A 17,190-nucleotide genomic window follows, 5' to 3' on the forward strand; every position below is an offset into this window, starting at 1 on the left:
CCAAGGTACAAAAAACTAAATCAGAAAAGTAATAGACTGAGAAATTGATATAGAATATATGAAGAGTTAATGGATGTATTTCCGAACTTACTTAAGAAAAACTAAAAGTTCGAAAAAATCCAGATTACACAAAATTAGCTTTGTTCCCGATTAGCGTAATAATCAATATATTTTTCAAATTCATGCATTTTAATCAAAAAATTTGTTTGAGATATAAAGAAATAAATTTGTTGTTTTTAAAATTCTAAATAGAATTTTTAAACCTATTTATGTAATGAATTCTGATTTTTAACATAAATACAATTCGGTGTTGTTACAGTTAACCAGATGAGCGTATTAATCATATGAACAAGCGAATCTATGACGAAATAATGATTATGTGCTTAAAACTTTTGAAAAATTAATACCTTTAATACATTCAGCACAAATCAGTTTCGTTATGCTTGATGAGCTTAATTTATCACCGCTTTAGTTTTTTGCTAGTTATGATAGACAAATGAAACAATTTTTAAGGATTGAATAAATGTATTATTGTTTCATAATATAATTTATGCCATTTTCATTATCATAAATACATAACTATTTATTTGAACAATACATTTTTTTACGCTTAGTTTTGTTATTTTAATCCTTTTGAGTAGGAAATATTTAAACACAATTCTGTCATACGATCAGAACTTTACAAATAAAGTTGGAACAAACCGTAGCAACTGTTTTGATTTATTTGACACTCAATTTTTAAGATTTGATAGATTGGTTTACAAGCACTAAATTTGTCCAAATCTAATAAGCTTTAACTAAACATTCCCCAAATATTAATTTTTATATGAAAAATCAAAAAATTTCACCAAATTTTTATAAAAAGAATTTTTGGGTATTTCTCTATTTTTTATGCAATTAAAGTACCCTTTTTCGTACATTTCTTTAAGACGAATAATTTGTAAGAAATAGAGGTATTAGTTGAACCGGACTTTTAACATTTTTTTAAATTCAGGCTTTGATTTTTTTCTTTCTTGCTTTTCTTAGAATGATTGACTTTTTACGCATTTTTCTGCAAATTCATTCGATTAATTTAATATCTTCACCACTACTAAAAATACAACTTTTATATTTGACGAAAAATCAGGTTTCGTCTCTTATTTATCGATTTTTTTATTTAGAGTTTAATTCAACATAAAGTCATTTTTTAGATAACTCAATTTATAGATTTGTTATCTTTATAAGCATAAAATAAGTCAATGATCATTTATATTAAAATGAATCATTGACTTATTTCTTTAATTAATAGATCTTAACGATTTTTACTTCTTCATTTTAAGTAAGAGTATTTAACAGTTTTCAACATCTGTCTAAAATCGAATTTAGATTGTTTGTTAGCTTTTCTAGGATTTATCACTCTAGCATTCAATTCCTGTATTCCATATCTTAGTCCTAGTAATACAGTGATTCCCACCATTGAAATAGTAATGCCCACAGGAATAACAGTTGGGAATGGAATCTTTAATATTTTTGCTACTGATTGGTATTCACCACCTATGTATCAATCAGCAGTTAATATACCATTAGCATTATTTAAGATTTTACGATCTAGCTGTGTGCACACTAAGATATAAGTTACATAAAGTCCAATAAATAAGTATTGGTTCAAGAAATCTCTTGGAGTCCACTTGGTTGTTCAGCACATTAACATTAATGAAACTGTTGTTGTCATTACATGAAGGATGAAGTAAATTTGATCATTTCCAATACCTACAAAGATAAAGTTATATGCTTCATCCTTACCAGTGTACTGGTTAGCTAATCTAAATAATTCTCCATACAGAGTGATCAAGCCACCAAACAAAGCAATTGGTGCCATAGATCTAATGATTAATTTGTTTTTGCTTATCATCAATCCAAGTCCGCCAAAAACTGCAAAAAATGGACAGATGTCTAGCAATAATAATCTTGAGTGTCTGATTGACACAGCAAATGTGCCGTTATCATCGTTAACATTCCAACTAGGGATTAAGAATTGAATTTGTCTACCGATGATCATGTAAAAGAACATGAAACCGCCAACAATACATCAAAACCAGTAGTTGTTTTCGAATCTAATAAAAAATTTAGACGTAGAAACGATCAAGAGTAACCAGATTGTTACTACGATCATTAAAATTGTTCCTAATTGCATTACGTATTTATATTTCTATATTTATGAATACTTTTATATTCTATTTTTCTTTTTTAGTTGCTTACATTAGTCTGTAATCAGCTTATATATAATATTATATAATGTAGTCAGCTTATAGATAATATTATAAAAATAAAAGTGAAAAAATAAACAAACTAGTAAAATTCTTTTCTCAACAAATAATTTATCTGTTATAATTTAGCAGTTAAGCTTGCGAAGAGATTGCTGATACACTATAAACCGTTGTCAAGTATCAGGTAACTTTTTGGAAGCGTTTAATAAATTAAATTTAGGACAACACATGACAGAACAAAAAGCTAAATCTAGCAAAACATCAAGCGAAGAAGCAAAAAAGCAAAAAGAAATAACTGAGATCAGAATCAAATTAAAATCATACGATAGCAGATTATTAGATCAGTCTGTAAAAAAGATTTTTGAGATCGTTAAAGAAACTGGATCAGAATTTTGTGGTCCAATTCCATTACCAACTAAAAAGGAAGTTTTTACAATCATTCGTTCGCCACACGTTGATAAGGCTTCAAGAGAGCAATTCGAAAGAAGAACACACAAACGTTTAATTATTATTAAACGTTTAAAGAGCGAAACAATTCAAAAACTTAAACGTTTTGTAATTCCTTCTGGTGTTGAATTACGCATTTACTTATAAGAGAAATATTAATAAGGAGATTTTCAATATATGAAAGGAATATTTGGAACAAAAGTTGGAATGACTCAGGTTTTCGAAGAAAACGGTCGTTTGATTCCTGTGACTTTAGTAAAAGTTGAACCTAATCAAGTGATTAGTGTTAAAACCAAAGAAAAAGATGGTTATGACGCAGTTCAATTGGGTTTTAACCAAACTGATGAAAAGAGTTTAAATAAACCACAATTAGGTCATTTCAAAAAATCTAATACGAACAATTACAAGTACTTAGAAGAAGTACGTGGAATGGTGGGTCACAAAGTAGGTGATCTATTAAAAGTTGAAGACTTATTCCAACAAGGTCAAGTAGTTGACGTTCAAGCTAAAACAAAAGGTCGTGGTTTCACCGGTGCTATTAAGCGTTGAAACTTTAAGATCGGTTCAAAAGGTCACGGTGCTGGATATCCTCACAGATTCCAAGGTTCAGTACAAGCTGGACGTGGGGGTTCTCAAGCTCAAAGAGTTATGAAGGGCAAGAAGATGTCAGGGCACTATGGTAATGATCTTGTTACAATTCAAAACCTATCAATCGTTGGTTTCTTACCAGAAGTAAGTTCAGTAATGATTTCAGGTGCAATTCCTGGTCCTAACAATTCAAAAGTAAGAATTTCAACTTCTAAAAAGAATCCAAACAAGGTAGTTAGTTATAAATTAATTATCAACAAAGCTACTAGCAAACCAGCTGCTGAACAAGCACAAGAATAATTGAAATTTAAGGAAAATCAAAAACTATGTCTAAAATAAAATTATTCGATTTATCTGGAAAAGTTCAAGAAGAAATCGAGCTAAATCAAAAACTGCTTGTTAGTGAAGTACATAAGCAAGCAATTTTCGATGCAATTCTTGCTGAGAACTTATCTCAAATTCAAGGCACTCACTCAACCCTTAAAAAAGGTGAAGTTAGCGGTGGTGGTAAGAAACCTTACCAACAAAAACACACGGGTCGTGCAAGACAAGGTTCAATTCGTAACCCTCACTACGTAGGTGGTGGTATTGCGTTTGGTCCTAAACCTACTCGCAACTACAAAATCAAGGTAAATAAAAAAGTAAGCGCTTTAGCGTTCAAATCAGCAATCACTTCAAAAGTAAATAATAACGAATTCTTAGGGCTTGTTGATTCAATCAAACAAGACAAACCAAGTACAAAAGCAATTACTAAATTATTAAAAGAATTAAAAGTTAATAAAAAAGTATTAATCGTTGCTTTTGAAAAGAATGAAAACCTTGAAAAATCAAGTGCTAATTTACCAAATGTTTCATACAAGCTATGAAACCAAGTATCAGTAAAAGATCTAATTGATGCTAACTGTGTATTAGCGCAAAAAAGTGCGATCAATAACTGAGTTGAAAGGCTGAACTAATTATGCAAATTACAGACGTACTTATTAAACCAATTCTTACTGAAAAAACTTATGGGATTATGATGTCTGAACCAAGAAAGTACACTTTCTTAGTTAACCCAAAAGCAAATAAGAATTACATCAAACTAGCTTTTAAAGCAATCTACGGAGTAACTCCAACAGCTGTTAATACCAAAACTAAAAAACCAGCTAGAATTCGCACAGGAACTCAAAACCCAGGTTACTCAAGATTAGAAAAAATTGCAATTATCACTGTTCCTTTTGGAGTAGAGGTAGCAATTACTGGAGAGAAACCAGAAATAAAAGAAGAATCAACTTCTAAAAAATAATTAAAACATCAGGCGCAAAGCAAAAGGAAAATATAAAAATAAGCAGTTATGCCGGTTAAAAAAATCGTAAATCGATCTAATAGTGGGATTCACCACAAGATCTCAATTGATTACAGTAAAGTTTTAACAACTAACACACCTCAAAAGTCTTTACTTGCTAAGAAAAAGAAAAACTCTGGTCGTAATAACCAAGGGAAAATTACTGTAAGACACCGCGGTGGTGGTTCAAAAAGAAAATACCGTATTATTGACTTTAAGAGAAACTTACACGATGACAAAATTGCGTTAGTTAAGTCAATCGAATATGATCCAAACAGAAGTGCGTTTATTTCATTAATTGCATATGAAAACGGTTATCGATCATACATCTTAACTCCCGGAGGAATTAAGGTAGGAGACAAAGTGGTTTCATCATCAAACGCAATCGATATTAAAGTTGGTAACTGTATGCCTCTTGAATTCATTCCTGAAGGTACAATGGTTCACAACATCGAAATGACTCCAGGTAAAGGTGCTCAGATTGCTAGAAGTGCTGGAGCTTACGCTCAAATCTTAGGTAAAGATGATACTGGTAATTACATCAACCTAAAATTAGGTTCTAAAGAAGTTAGAAAATTCTTAAAGAACTGTCGTGCAGTTGTAGGGATTGCTTCAAACGTTGATCACAACTTAGTATTGCTAGGTAAAGCTGGTACAACAAGACACAAAGGGATTCGTCCAACTGTTCGTGGTTCTGCTATGAACCCTAACGACCACCCACACGGAGGTGGTGAAGGTCGCAGCCCTGTGGGTCGTGACGCTCCAAGAACACCATGAGGTAAAAGACACATGGGTGTTAAAACAAGAAATAATAAAAAATCATCTACGAATTTAATTATCCGTAGACGTAACTCAAAATAGGAAATTGAAAGGTCATATAAATGTCAAGAAGTTCTAAGAAAGGTGCATTCGTAGAAGCTAGTTTATACAAAAAAGTATTAGACATGAATGCACAACAAAAAAAGAAGATTATCAAGACTTGATCTAGAAGAAGTACTATTTTTCCGGATTTTGTTGGTCACACTTTTGCTGTTCACAATGGTAAAAAATTCATTAACGTTTATGTAACTGAAGATATGATCGGTCACAAGTTAGGTGAATTTTCTCCTACAAGAACATTTAAAGGACACAGTTCTAACAGATAGGAGATAGACAATGATCGCAATTGCAAGACAAAATAGAGTTAGAATCTCACCTCAAAAAGCACGTTTAGTTTGTCAACTAATTAAGAACAAATCAGTTGTTGAAGCGCAAAACATCTTAGTTAATACAGACAAAAAAGGTGCACGCATTATATTAAAATTACTTAATTCAGTAATTGCTAATGCAACAAACAACCACGCAATGTTAGCTGAAAGACTTTATGTTTATGAAGTTGTAGCCAACCAAGGTCCAACACTTAAACGTAACTTACCAAGAGCAAAAGGTTCAGCTGATATGATCAGAAAACGATCAACCAATTTCGTGATTAAATTATCAGATGATAAAAACGAAAGAAAAAACGAAGTTGAGGCAATTAAAAAACGACTAAAAAAACGCGTTCTTGGTCAAAACAAGAAAAAACAATCAGTTAGCGGAGTAAAGAAATAAAAATATGGGTCAAAAAGTAAACTCAAACGGTTTAAGATTTGGAATTAATAAGAACTGACAATCTCGTTGAGTAGCAAAAACTAACCAACAAAGTGGTGACTGAATTATCCAGGATGAAAAGATTAGAAACTACTTGTTCAAGAAGTTCCACAGCGCTTTCATTTCAAACGTTGATATTGAAAGAACGCAAACTTCAATCCGTGTATTCATTTATGCTTCACAACCAGGAATTATTTTAGGTAAAGAAGCCGCTAACATTAAAGTTATCGTATTAGCAATTAATAAGATCGTTGGTCGTCACATTAAAGTGGATGTTGATGTTCTTGAAGTGGGTAGCCCAGCATTAAGTGCTAAAATCGTTGCTAGAGAATTGGCTGATGCAATTGAAAATCGTACACCATTACGTACAGCGATGCGCCAAGCACTTAAACGCGTATTAAAAGCTGGTGCTAAAGGAATTAAAGTTTTAGTTTCTGGTCGTTTAAACGGTGTGGAAATTGCTAGAGATAAGATGTACATCGAAGGTAATGTAACCTTATCAACTTTAAGAACTGATATTGACTATGCGCTAGAAGAAGCACAAATGTCATATGGTGTGATCGGTGTTAAGGTTTGAATTAACCGTGGTGAAATCTTTGGTAAAGATTTCTACAAAAAACAAGCACACATTGTTAAACCAAAAGGTAGTGAATCAAATCACCACAGAAAAAACCAAAACCGTTCAAGAGACAACAACAAAAGACAGTTTAACAAAAACAACCACCAAAACAACCAACCTGCTAAGGAGTAAATAAGATGTTACAACCTAAAAGAACTAAATACAGAAAACCGCATAACGTAAGTTATGAAGGTAAAGCTAAAGGTAATTCTTATGTTGCTTTTGGTGAATACGGGATCATGGCTACTAGCGGTGCTTGAGTAGATGCTCGTCAAATTGAAAGTGCGCGTATTGCAATTTCAAAACAACTTGGTAAAACTGGTAAGATGTGGATTAGAATCTTCCCACACATGTCAAAAACCAAAAAACCATTAGAAGTAAGAATGGGTTCAGGTAAAGGTAACCCTGAATTCTGAGTGGCTGTTGTTAAAAAAGGAACTGTAATGTTTGAAGTAGCAAACATTCCAGAAGCACAAATGAAAGAAGCTTTAACAAGAGCTGGTCACAAACTTGGTGTTACCTGAAAGATCGTTGCTAGACAAGGGGCTCAATAATGAATAAAGAATTAAGAGCAAAGACAAACGAAGAGCTAATTCAATTAGTTACACAATTAAAAGGTCGTTTATTAGAATATCGTTTTAAGTTAGCTCAAGGTGAGCTAGATAAAACTCATATTATTAAAGAAACTAGACAAACTTTAGCTAGAGTGCTAACCATTTTAACTGAAAGAGATGTTAAGGTTAATGTTAACGCAATGGTTTCAAGCTTTGTAAAAGAACAAGCTAAACAAAAAGAAATTCAAGAATCAGTTAAGAAGAGCAAACAACTAAAAAATGCAAAGGTTAAGCAAAACAAAGAAAAACGCTTAGCAAACGCAGAAAAAGTTAAAGCGGCACCAAAACCAGAACCAAAAGTTAAAAAAGTTAAGAGAACACCTAAGAAAACTGAAGCAGTTAAACCAACTACAAAAAACAAGAAAAATGTTAAAGCTAAAGCTAAGAAAAAAGGATAATCTAAATGCGTAATTCAAGAAAAGTTTTAATGGGTGTGGTTGTAAGTGATAAAATGCAAAAAACCGCTACTGTAAAGGTTGAATCAAAAAACCGTCACCCTTTTTATCACAAGTTGGTAATTTCTCATAAGAAATATCACGTTCACAACGAAGAAGGTGAAAATGCTGCTAAAGTTGGCGACAAAGTATTAATTATGGAAACACGCCCGCTGTCAGCAACTAAGCGTTGAAGAATTGCTAAGATTCTAGAACGCGCAAAATAATAATTAACAGGAGAATATTTGAACTCATGATTCAATTTATGACAAGACTTAACGTCGCTGATAATACCGGTGCGCGTGAAGTTGGTGTAATTAAGGTATTAAACGGTTCTAAAAGAAGATATGCTTCTGTTGGTGATATTGTTGTGGTATCAGTTAAAGACGCAATTCCTTCAGGTACAGTAAAAAAAGGTCAAGTTTTATTTGCTGTAATCGTAAGAACTAAAAAAGGTTTACAAAGAATAGATGGTACCCACTTAGCATTTGATGACAATGCTTGTGTAATTATTAAAAACCGTGAAGATTTTGCTCCAAGAGGAACACGGATCTTTGGACCAGTAGCGCGTGAGCTAAGAGATAAAGGATTTAACCGTATCGTTTCTTTAGCAAACGAAGTGTTATAGGAGTAAAAGCATGCAACGTATTAAAAAAGGTGATAAGGTTGTAATTACAGCCGGAAAACACAAACAAAAAACTGGGATTGTTTTACAAGTGTTCGTTAAAGAACAACGCGCAATTGTTGAAGGTGTAAATATGGTGAAACGCCACACCAAAGAAAATGCCCAAAACCAAAAAGGTGGGATCATTGAAAAAGAATCACCAATCCATTTATCTAATATCGCTTTATTAGATCATAAGGCTAAGGACGTAAGACCAGTTAAAGTTAAATATGGAATTGATCCAAAAACTAACAAAAAAGTGCGTTTATCTCGCAAAACAAATAATCTTGTAGGTGGTCAATAATGAATTTAAAAACTAAATATAAGACAAAAATCGTTCCATTATTACAAAAAGAATTTGGCTTTTCTTCAGTAATGCAAGTACCAAAGATTGAAAAAATCGTGATCAATATGGGTGTTGGTGATGCAACTAAAGATGCGAAGTTATTAGAGCTTGCACAAGCTGAATTACAAGCAATTAGTGGGCAAAAACCAGTGATTACTAAAGCACACTCTTCAAACGCATCATTCAAAATTAGACAAGGTCAAGCAATTGGTTGTAAAGTAACTCTAAGAGGTGAAAAGATGTGAAACTTCTTAGAAAAACTAATTAACATTGCTCTACCGCGTGTTAGAGACTTCAGAGGTTTATCAAACCGTGCTTTTGATGCTAGAGGTAATTACACCTTAGGAATTAAAGAGCAAATCATCTTCCCTGAAATTATCTATGATAATGTTAAGAAGATCCGCGGATTTGACATAACGTTAGTAATCTCAACCGATAACGTTAAATACAATCACCGTCTATTAATCGAGTTAGGAATGCCTTTAATTAAGAGTAAGGAACACGCAAATGGCTAAAACATCATTAAAAATTAAACAAGCACGTCATGCTAAATTTAAAGTAAGAGCATACACAAGATGCAAACGTTGTGGTCGTCCTCACGCTGTGTATCGTAAGTTTGGTATCTGTCGTTTATGCTTTAGACACCTTGCTTACAATGGTAGTCTACCAGGTGTTAAGAAGTCATCATGATAAGAAACAGGGGTTGATAAAAAACTATGCATTTTGATCCAGTAGCAGATATCATAACTAAAATAAACAATGCCAATCGCGCTAAGATTGTTGAGTTACAAACTGAAGCTTCTAAGCTTAAGGTTGCGATCTTAAACATCTTACTAAATGAAGGTTACATTCGCGGTTATGAGATCTATGACAATAAAGAAAAAACAAAATCAATTTTAAAAATTAAACTAAAGTTTGATGAAAACCGTGTAAGTTCGCTAAACGGAATGAAACAAATTTCTAAACCTGGTTTAAGAATTTATGTATCAGCAGATAAATTACCTAAGGTGTTAAACGGTTTAGGCATCGCAATCGTTTCAACAAACGAAGGATTAATGACTGATAAATTAGCAAGAGCCAAAAAGATCGGTGGCGAAGTGCTTGCTTATGTTTGATAGAAAGGGTTAATATAAGATATGTCAAGAATTGGTAATCGAGTTATCACAGTTCCTAGCAATGTAAGTGTTAACCAAACTAAAGAACTATTAAGCGTTAAAGGTCCATTAGGTCAATTAGATCTTAAATTAAGTCCAAATAGCAAAATTAAGATTAATATTGAAAATAATGAGATTAAATTAACACGTGGTGACGAATTAAAACAAACTAAGATGTTACACGGTACCTACAATGCGTTAATTAAAAACGCACTTGAAGGTGTAACGGTAGGTTTCAAAAAAGAATTACGTTTAGTGGGTGTTGGTTATCGTGCTAGCTTAAAAGATAATGTACTAAACTTACAATTAGGTTATTCACACCCAATTAATCTAGATATTCCTAAAGATCTTAAAGTAAGTGTAGAAAAAAATACTGAAATTACCGTAAGTGGAATTGATAAGCAAAAAGTCGGAGAATTTGCCATCCAAATCCGTAAGTGAAGAATGCCAGAACCTTATAAAGGTAAAGGTGTGCTATACCTTAACGAACAAATTATTCGTAAGGCTGGTAAAACCGCAGAAGGGAAAAAATAATAACTTATGAAACAAGTTAATATGAACCGTAACCAGAGACGTCAGATGCGTCATAAACGTGTGATTAAAAAAATTCGCAGAATTGATAATGATCGTCCGGTTATGATCGTGGTGAAATCAAATGTACACATTTCAGCACAAGTGTGAGATTTCAACCAAAACAAGATTATCGCTTCAAGTTCTTCTGTTAGTTTAGATCTAGCAAACGGAAATAAAGAAAATGCAGCTATTGTTGGTACTGATATTGCCAATAAGCTACTTAAAATGAAGATTGAAACAATCACCTTTGATCACGGTGGTTCAAAATACCACGGCCGAATTGCTTCACTTGCAGATGCTGCAAGAAAAGCTGGTTTAAAATTCTAGGATAATTTAAATTATGGAAGATATTAAACAAAATAAGAAACCAAATACAAACAATAGCGCAGAAAACAAAAAAGTAAGTGGAAAACCACAAGCTAACCGTGCTAATGCTAACCGTTCAGCTAACGAAAACACTAAGAAGGCTAACTTACGTAATTCAGACGAACGCAACAAAAGAAAAAACGAAAAACGCACTAAGAGTGAATTTGAAGAAAAGATCGTAAAAATTTCAAGAATTTCAAAAACTACCAAAGGTGGTAGAACTATGCGTTTTAGTGCATTAGTTGTTGTTGGTGATCGTAAGGGTCGTGTTGGGTTTGGAATTGCTAAAGCACTCGAAGTTCCAAACGCGATTAAAAAAGCCTTAAAGATGGCTGAAAACAACGTGCAAAAAATTGCGATGAACAAACACGGAACATTATTCCATGATGTTTTAGGTCGATCAGGTGCTGCTAAAGTGTTAATCAAACCTGCTCCTTCAGGTACAGGGATTATTGCTGGTGGTCCAATTCGTGCTGTGGTTGAATTGGCTGGGTTTACTGATGTTTATACAAAAAACATGGGTAAGAACACCCCGATTAACATGGTGAGAGCGACAATGGATGGGATCACATCTCAATACACTCCTAGACAAATCGCTAAATTAAGAAGCAAATCATTAAAAGAATTATAATTAAGGAGTTAATTAATGAAATTACATGAATTAAAAAGTACTCCCAAATCAAGAAATCATAAAGCGAAAATTGTTGGGCGTGGTCACGGTTCGGGTTTAGGTAAGACTTCAGGTCGTGGACAAAAAGGTCAAAAAGCACGTAAATCAGGACGCACTCGACCAGGTTTTGAAGGTGGTCAAACACCTTTATACCGTCGTTTACCAAAATTTGGTTTCCAAACAATCGGTTTTAAAAAGCAAACCTTATCAGTATCATTAGATATTATTTCTAAGTTAAACGAAACTACAATTGATCGTGAATTATTAGTTAAGCACGGAATTATTAGTAGCAAAACTAACGAACCAATTAAAGTAATTGGTAATAAGATCGACAAGAAAATTCATTTAAAGATCAACAAAATTTCTGAAGGTGCTAAAAAAGCGATTCAAGCTGCTGGTGGTAGTATTGAACTAATTTAAAAAGCATAAAAGATGGCAAAAACTAACTCAAAAAATCTTTTAGGTCAAAAAATTATTAAGTTGTGCAGAAACAGAGATTTCGTAATCTCTGTTTTTGTCACATTGTTCTTAATTTTATTATTTAGAGTGATCAGCGTTATTCCTCTACCAGGAATTACGATCACCCAAAATAATAATAATGTGAACGGTGGTGTTAGCGACTTTTTTGATCTATTTAATTTATTAGGTGGTGGTGGTTTAAGTCAGTTGTCGCTGTTCGCAGTGGGGATTTCACCATACATCTCGGCTCAAATTATTATGCAGTTGTTATCAACTGATCTAATTCCCCCACTAAGTAAATTAGCGAAATCAGGTGAACTAGGTAGAAGAAGAATCGAATTAATTACAAGATTTGTTACTTTACCGTTTGCAGTAGTTCAAGCGTTTGCCATTATCGCTTTAATTAAAAACCAACAAAATGGATCAATCCGTTTTGCTAATGATGATATCTTACACCAAGCGTTTTATATCATCACAATGACCGCTGGGACTTATATCGGGATCTTTATTGGAGATATTATCTCTAAAAAAGGTGTTGGTAACGGAATAACATTATTAATTCTTTCAGGAATTTTATCTAGATTACCAGATGGATTTATCGTAATGTATCGTGTGTTGGGTGGTGTGATTATTACTTCAACACCAATGCTAACTTCAGCAATCAACTTTAGCTTATACTTCTTAGCGTTCTTGGTCTTATTGTTAGCAATTACATTTGTAAACTCATCAACTAGAAAGATTCCAATCCAACAAACTGGAGAAGGAATGGTTTTAGGTAATGAGCAATTACCATTCTTACCAATAAAACTAAATGCCGCCGGGGTGATTCCCGTCATCTTTGCTTCATCAATCATGTCAATTCCGATTACGATTGCTGAGTTCCAACCACAATCTGAAGCAAGATGATTTGTTGAAGACTATTTATCATTAAGAACTCCTGTAGGAATTTCTTTATACGTGTTCTTAATTATCATCTTCACATTCTTCTATAGTTATATCCAAATCAACCCAGAACAACTTGCACAAAACTTTAATAAGTCACACAAGTTTATTCCAGGGGTAAGACCAGGATTGGATACTGAAAAACACATCACTAAAGTGTTGATGCGCATTAACTTTATTGGTGCACCATTCTTAGCAGTTGTAGCAGTTATTCCATATATAATTTCGTTGGTATTACACGTACCTACAACTTTATCGCTTGGTGGTACGGGAATCATTATTATGGTCTCTGCTAGTATGGAATTGTATCGTTCATTGCGATCAGCAGCAACAACGACATCATACCAACGATTGCGCAAAGATATTGCCAACCGTATTGAAGTTGAGCTATCATTAAATGATTACATGAACAGGCCAAATCAAGATCATGGCCAATATGGTCTGTGGGTAGATCAACACAAAAAAGCTGAAGTTGAACAAACTAAGAAAAAAGAAGTAAACGAACCTGTTGAGGTAAGTCAGTTGTGATAAGATTAATTTTTTTTGGCGCCCCTGGAACTGGGAAGGGTACGATCTCTTCTTATTTAAAAGAAAACCACGGTTTTTTTCATATCTCAAGCGGAGATCTTTTTCGCTTTTATGTTCGCGAAGAAAAAACTCCATTAGCAGAAGAAATTAAAGGTTATATCAATAACGGAATCTATGTTCCAGATGATTTAACAAATCGTACCGTAGCCGATTTTTATAATAAAAACAAAGATCTAGACAAGATTATCTTTGATGGTTATCCAAGAACATTAAACCAATGTGAATTTATTGATAATGTTATTAAATTTACCCACGTAATTTTATTACAACCATCGAATTGAGATGTAATTATCAAACGTTTAAGTTCACGCAGATCTTGTCCTCAATGTAAACGCATTTACAACATCCATTCACCAGATTTCAAACCTAAAGTAGATAATCTTTGTGATGTTTGTTACGTAGAATTAATTTACCGTAAAGACGATGATCCTAGTGTGGTTGGTACAAGAATTAACGTTTATAACGAACAAACCAAACCGGTGATTGAATACTACAAAAACAAGAACTTAGTTCACGTAGTTGATGCAAACAAGAGTTTTGAAGAACTTTATAAGATCGTTTTTGATATTGTTAGTAAAAAATAATTAAATGATTTACTTAAAAAATCCTGACGAAATAAAAAAGATTAAAAACGCCGCAGAGATCTATAAAAAAGTTGTTAAGCAATTTAATTTTGATTTGATAAATAACAAATCACTAAAAGATATCGATTTGATGCTAAGAGATTTTGTGAATCAGCACCAAGCTAACAACTGTTATCATGGTTATCTAGGTTTTAAGGGTTATCATTGTTTATCACTAAACGAAACGATTATCCATGGTGTGGCTAATGATCAAATCTTTGGATCAAAAGATAAGTTAACAATCGATGTTGGGATTGAGTTAGATAATTATTATTGTGATTCAGCATTCACGATCCTAGGACCTGAAGTCAACCCACGACAAAAACTATTAAGTGAAGTTACATACAACTGCATCTTAGATATTGTTAATAGAATTGTTCCCAATCAAACCACTACTAATGATATTGGTGTGTGAACTGAGCAATATGCAAAGAAATTTGGTTATCGCGTAATCCGTGATTTTGGTGGACACGGATGCGGGATTAAAATTCATGAAGATCCCATTATCCTTAATTATGGGATTAATAAACCAGGTAATGTGCTTATTCCAAACATGGTTATCTGTATCGAACCGATGTTCTTTGAAAAAGATAATCAATACTATATCGATCCAGTTGATAATTGATCAGTAAAACCAGTTAAAAAGAATCAATTTGTTTGCCACTGAGAACATATGGTTCTAATTAAAAAAGACAAAGCAGAAATCCTAACTTTATAGGATTTTTTTTATTACTACAAAACTAAAAAAAATTATTAATTAAATTTTGTAACTGTTTTTATTAAAAATTGGCATCCAAATTTTGGAACTATAATTCAGATTATTCTATGTAGAAATTTCTTTTAATAGAATTAAACTGTAACACTAAATCTATAGGAGAAATCATAAAAATATGAAAAAAATAGCTGTTATTGGTTGTGGATTCGTGGGATCTACTTACATTCTTAACTTATTACAACAAGGTGTTCAAGCTGATTTCATTCTTGTCGATAAAAACGCTAATTTAGCTGAAGGTCACGTTAGAGACCTACGCGATTCTAAATCTTTAAAAAGCCAAAATGGATCAACTTTTAAAGCTGGTACATACGACGATTTAAAACATGCTGATGTTGTAGCGATTACTGCTTCAATTCCAACTGTTCCAACTGCTGATGGTGAAGTATTTACTGACCGTCTTCAATTAATGACTTCAAACGTAAAAATTATTAACGAAATTGCATTAGAACTTAAACGTGTTGGGTTTAAAGGATTAAGTATTATTCCAACTAACCCATGTGACGTAATGACTGGTGTTTATCAAAAAGTAACTGGTTTTGATCCTCACAAGGTTATTTCTACAGGTTGTCAACTTGAAACCATGAGAACAAGAAAAATGATTTCTGAAGCTTTAGGTGTTAACACAGACTCTGTTGAAGGATTTGTAATCGGTGAACACGGTTCAGGTGCGATCGTTCCTTGATCAGTATTCAGAGTTGGTAATGTTCCAGTTAAACAATTAATTGCTGAAGGTAAGATTAAAGAAGACTACGTAAAAGAAATCTTCCCAAGAGTAGTTAAAGAAGCATTTGAAATTATTAAATTCAAAAAAGCTACATACTTTGGTATTGCTGAATCAATGTCATTAATTACTAGAGCTTACATTAACAACTTAAATATCGTTTTAGGTGTAGGTGTAAAACTAGATGACAAATACGTAGCACCAGGAATTTATTTCACAGTTCCAGCAATCGTAGGTGAACACGGATGAAAACTACATTCTAAATTACAATTAAGCCAAGAAGAACAAGCAGCTTTTGATAAGAGCGCACTAAACATTCAAAAGGTAACTAAAGACGCTTTAGATCTAATTGGTTTCAAAGATTAATTATTATCGAATTTCCTTTTTAAAATTGACATATATCATTTCAATAATTTTTTAATTCTAACTAGAATTTCAAGACAAACCACGTGTAGCCCACGCGTGGTTTGTTTTTTATATATTTATTTAAATTAACTCGTTTTTTATTATCAAAACTCTTTAAAATTCGAAAAAATAAAAATAATGAAAATAATCTGGACACTTTATGAAAATTCTGATACAATTATATAGCGCAGTCAAGGACTTGGCTGCTACATTGTTCTTTGAAAACTGAATACGACAAATCTTTCTAGTCCGAAATTTGATTAAAGTATCAAATCAAATTTCATATAATATAGATTCAATAAAAATAGCTAATGGATCAAATACATAAGTTACTAAGGGCTTATGGTGGATGCCTTGGCACTAGAAGGCGATGAAGGACGTGCAAACCTGCGAAAAGCTACGGGGAGCTGGTTGGAAGCGAAAATCCGTAGATGTCCGAATGGGGGAACCTGATTAATAGTGATATTAATTATTTAGATCTGAATAAATAGGGTCTAAAAGCAATACGTTGTGAAGTGAAACATCTCAGTAGCAACAGGAAAAGAAATCGAAAGAGATTCCGTGTGTAGTGGCGAGCGAAAGCGGAACAGGCCAAACCAAGATTTATCTTGGGGTTATAGGACTGCAATGTGGACTTTGAACTGATAGGAGAAGTAGTTGAAAAGCTATGCGACACAGGGTTATAGCCCCGTATCTTAAATCAGTTTGATACCTAGCAGTATCCTGAGTACATCGAGAAACGTTATCTTGATGGAATTCGCCCAGACCATTGGGCAAGCCTAAATACTAACTAGTGACCGATAGCGTATAGTACCGTGAGGGAAAGGTGAAAAGAACCCAGGGATGGGAGTGAAATAGATTCTGAAACCATATGCCTACAACGTGTCAGAGCACATTAATGTGTGATGGCGTGCGTTTTGAAGTATGAGCCGGCGAGTTATGATAGCAAGCAGGTTAACCTTTAGAAGGGAAGCCGAAGCGAAAGCGAGTTTGAATAGAGCGA

General features: G+C 33.2%; 25 protein-coding genes, 1 rRNA gene and 1 pseudogene. 26 read left to right on the forward strand and 1 reads right to left on the reverse strand.

The genetic code is table 4. The features are described from left to right. Window positions 1-105, forward strand: a pseudogene (locus tag P690_RS04375) (transposase); the annotation flags it as partial. A 1,186-nt stretch (window positions 106-1,291) separates the two neighbouring features. On the opposite strand, the gene P690_RS0102285 reads toward P690_RS04375, so the two are convergent. Further along, window positions 1,292-2,173, reverse strand: a complete 882-nt coding sequence (locus P690_RS0102285) for a DUF5378 family protein (protein WP_027122174.1) — start codon at window positions 2,171-2,173, stop codon at window positions 1,292-1,294. A gap of 301 nt (window positions 2,174-2,474) precedes the next feature. On the opposite strand from P690_RS0102285, the gene rpsJ reads away from it, so the two are divergent. The 25 genes from rpsJ to P690_RS0102410 all read left to right on the forward strand — a co-directional run. Next, on the forward strand, window positions 2,475-2,840 hold the full coding sequence (gene rpsJ / locus P690_RS0102290) for a 30S ribosomal protein S10 (protein ID WP_027122175.1): 366 nt from the start codon (window positions 2,475-2,477) through the stop codon (window positions 2,838-2,840). Between the two features lie 30 nt (window positions 2,841-2,870). Next, window positions 2,871-3,581 (forward strand): 50S ribosomal protein L3, encoded by a 711-nt coding sequence (gene rplC / locus P690_RS0102295; RefSeq protein ID WP_027122176.1) that lies wholly within the window; start codon window positions 2,871-2,873, stop codon window positions 3,579-3,581. Between the two features lie 26 nt (window positions 3,582-3,607). Beyond that, on the forward strand, window positions 3,608-4,237 hold the full coding sequence (rplD, locus tag P690_RS0102300; RefSeq protein WP_027122177.1) for a 50S ribosomal protein L4: 630 nt from the start codon (window positions 3,608-3,610) through the stop codon (window positions 4,235-4,237). Between the two features lie 2 nt (window positions 4,238-4,239). Continuing rightward, window positions 4,240-4,566 (forward strand): 50S ribosomal protein L23, encoded by a 327-nt coding sequence (locus P690_RS0102305; protein ID WP_027122178.1) that lies wholly within the window; start codon window positions 4,240-4,242, stop codon window positions 4,564-4,566. A 48-nt stretch (window positions 4,567-4,614) separates the two neighbouring features. Beyond that, window positions 4,615-5,466, forward strand: a complete 852-nt coding sequence (rplB, locus tag P690_RS0102310; protein ID WP_027122179.1) for a 50S ribosomal protein L2 — start codon at window positions 4,615-4,617, stop codon at window positions 5,464-5,466. Window positions 5,467-5,486: 20 nt separating this feature from the next. Beyond that, window positions 5,487-5,750, forward strand: coding sequence for a 30S ribosomal protein S19 (gene rpsS, locus P690_RS0102315; protein WP_011113284.1), 264 nt, complete (start codon window positions 5,487-5,489; stop codon window positions 5,748-5,750). Between the two features lie 10 nt (window positions 5,751-5,760). Beyond that, a complete protein-coding gene (gene rplV / locus P690_RS0102320) occupies window positions 5,761-6,195 on the forward strand; it encodes a 50S ribosomal protein L22 (protein WP_027122180.1) in 435 nt (144 codons plus the stop codon). A gap of 4 nt (window positions 6,196-6,199) precedes the next feature. Next, window positions 6,200-6,985 carry a 30S ribosomal protein S3 gene (gene rpsC, locus P690_RS0102325; RefSeq protein ID WP_027122181.1) on the forward strand — a complete coding sequence of 262 codons (786 nt, stop codon included), beginning with the start codon at window positions 6,200-6,202 and terminating at the stop codon, window positions 6,983-6,985. 5 nt (window positions 6,986-6,990) lie between these two features. Then, the gene (rplP, locus tag P690_RS0102330) at window positions 6,991-7,407 is read left to right on the forward strand and encodes a 50S ribosomal protein L16 (RefSeq protein WP_027122182.1); all 417 of its coding nucleotides are present in this window, start codon (window positions 6,991-6,993) and stop codon (window positions 7,405-7,407) included. After that, on the forward strand, window positions 7,407-7,865 hold the full coding sequence (rpmC, locus tag P690_RS0102335; protein ID WP_027122183.1) for a 50S ribosomal protein L29: 459 nt from the start codon (window positions 7,407-7,409) through the stop codon (window positions 7,863-7,865). The genes rplP and rpmC overlap by 1 nt, the downstream gene beginning before the upstream one ends. A 5-nt stretch (window positions 7,866-7,870) precedes the next feature. Continuing rightward, window positions 7,871-8,128 (forward strand): 30S ribosomal protein S17, encoded by a 258-nt coding sequence (gene rpsQ, locus P690_RS0102340; protein ID WP_027122184.1) that lies wholly within the window; start codon window positions 7,871-7,873, stop codon window positions 8,126-8,128. Window positions 8,129-8,154: 26 nt separating this feature from the next. After that, window positions 8,155-8,529, forward strand: a complete 375-nt coding sequence (gene rplN / locus P690_RS0102345; protein ID WP_027122185.1) for a 50S ribosomal protein L14 — start codon at window positions 8,155-8,157, stop codon at window positions 8,527-8,529. Window positions 8,530-8,539: 10 nt separating this feature from the next. After that, window positions 8,540-8,869, forward strand: a complete 330-nt coding sequence (rplX, locus tag P690_RS0102350) for a 50S ribosomal protein L24 (protein ID WP_027122186.1) — start codon at window positions 8,540-8,542, stop codon at window positions 8,867-8,869. Then, window positions 8,869-9,426, forward strand: coding sequence for a 50S ribosomal protein L5 (gene rplE, locus P690_RS0102355; RefSeq protein ID WP_027122187.1), 558 nt, complete (start codon window positions 8,869-8,871; stop codon window positions 9,424-9,426). The genes rplX and rplE overlap by 1 nt, the downstream gene beginning before the upstream one ends. Then, window positions 9,419-9,604: a type Z 30S ribosomal protein S14 gene (locus tag P690_RS0102360; RefSeq protein ID WP_011113293.1), complete on the forward strand. Its 186-nt coding sequence runs from the start codon at window positions 9,419-9,421 to the stop codon at window positions 9,602-9,604. The genes rplE and P690_RS0102360 overlap by 8 nt, the downstream gene beginning before the upstream one ends. 23 nt (window positions 9,605-9,627) lie before the next feature. Then, window positions 9,628-10,029 carry a 30S ribosomal protein S8 gene (rpsH, locus tag P690_RS0102365; protein WP_027122188.1) on the forward strand — a complete coding sequence of 134 codons (402 nt, stop codon included), beginning with the start codon at window positions 9,628-9,630 and terminating at the stop codon, window positions 10,027-10,029. An 18-nt stretch (window positions 10,030-10,047) separates the two neighbouring features. Further along, entirely contained in the window at window positions 10,048-10,599 is a 552-nt protein-coding gene (rplF, locus tag P690_RS0102370) for a 50S ribosomal protein L6 (protein ID WP_027122189.1), read from the forward strand. A gap of 6 nt (window positions 10,600-10,605) precedes the next feature. Further along, on the forward strand, window positions 10,606-10,965 hold the full coding sequence (rplR, locus tag P690_RS0102375; RefSeq protein ID WP_027122190.1) for a 50S ribosomal protein L18: 360 nt from the start codon (window positions 10,606-10,608) through the stop codon (window positions 10,963-10,965). Window positions 10,966-10,978: 13 nt separating this feature from the next. Beyond that, window positions 10,979-11,635 (forward strand): 30S ribosomal protein S5, encoded by a 657-nt coding sequence (gene rpsE, locus P690_RS04000; RefSeq protein WP_027122191.1) that lies wholly within the window; start codon window positions 10,979-10,981, stop codon window positions 11,633-11,635. Window positions 11,636-11,650: 15 nt separating this feature from the next. Then, on the forward strand, window positions 11,651-12,094 hold the full coding sequence (rplO, locus tag P690_RS0102385) for a 50S ribosomal protein L15 (RefSeq protein ID WP_027122192.1): 444 nt from the start codon (window positions 11,651-11,653) through the stop codon (window positions 12,092-12,094). 12 nt (window positions 12,095-12,106) lie between these two features. Continuing rightward, on the forward strand, window positions 12,107-13,606 hold the full coding sequence (secY, locus tag P690_RS0102390) for a preprotein translocase subunit SecY (RefSeq protein ID WP_027122193.1): 1,500 nt from the start codon (window positions 12,107-12,109) through the stop codon (window positions 13,604-13,606). Then, the gene (locus tag P690_RS0102395; protein ID WP_027122194.1) at window positions 13,600-14,247 is read left to right on the forward strand and encodes a nucleoside monophosphate kinase; all 648 of its coding nucleotides are present in this window, start codon (window positions 13,600-13,602) and stop codon (window positions 14,245-14,247) included. The genes secY and P690_RS0102395 overlap by 7 nt, the downstream gene beginning before the upstream one ends. A gap of 4 nt (window positions 14,248-14,251) precedes the next feature. Then, window positions 14,252-15,004 (forward strand): type I methionyl aminopeptidase, encoded by a 753-nt coding sequence (gene map, locus P690_RS0102400; protein WP_027122195.1) that lies wholly within the window; start codon window positions 14,252-14,254, stop codon window positions 15,002-15,004. Window positions 15,005-15,176: 172 nt separating this feature from the next. Then, a complete protein-coding gene (locus P690_RS0102405; protein ID WP_027122196.1) occupies window positions 15,177-16,148 on the forward strand; it encodes an L-lactate dehydrogenase in 972 nt (323 codons plus the stop codon). 361 nt (window positions 16,149-16,509) lie between these two features. Beyond that, window positions 16,510-17,190 (forward strand): 23S ribosomal RNA (locus P690_RS0102410); the annotation flags it as partial.

Origin of the sequence: Mycoplasma imitans ATCC 51306, from assembly GCF_000518305.1 — a bacterium.
Lineage (GTDB): Bacteria > Bacillota_I > Bacilli_A > Mycoplasmatales > Mycoplasmoidaceae > Mycoplasmoides > Mycoplasmoides imitans.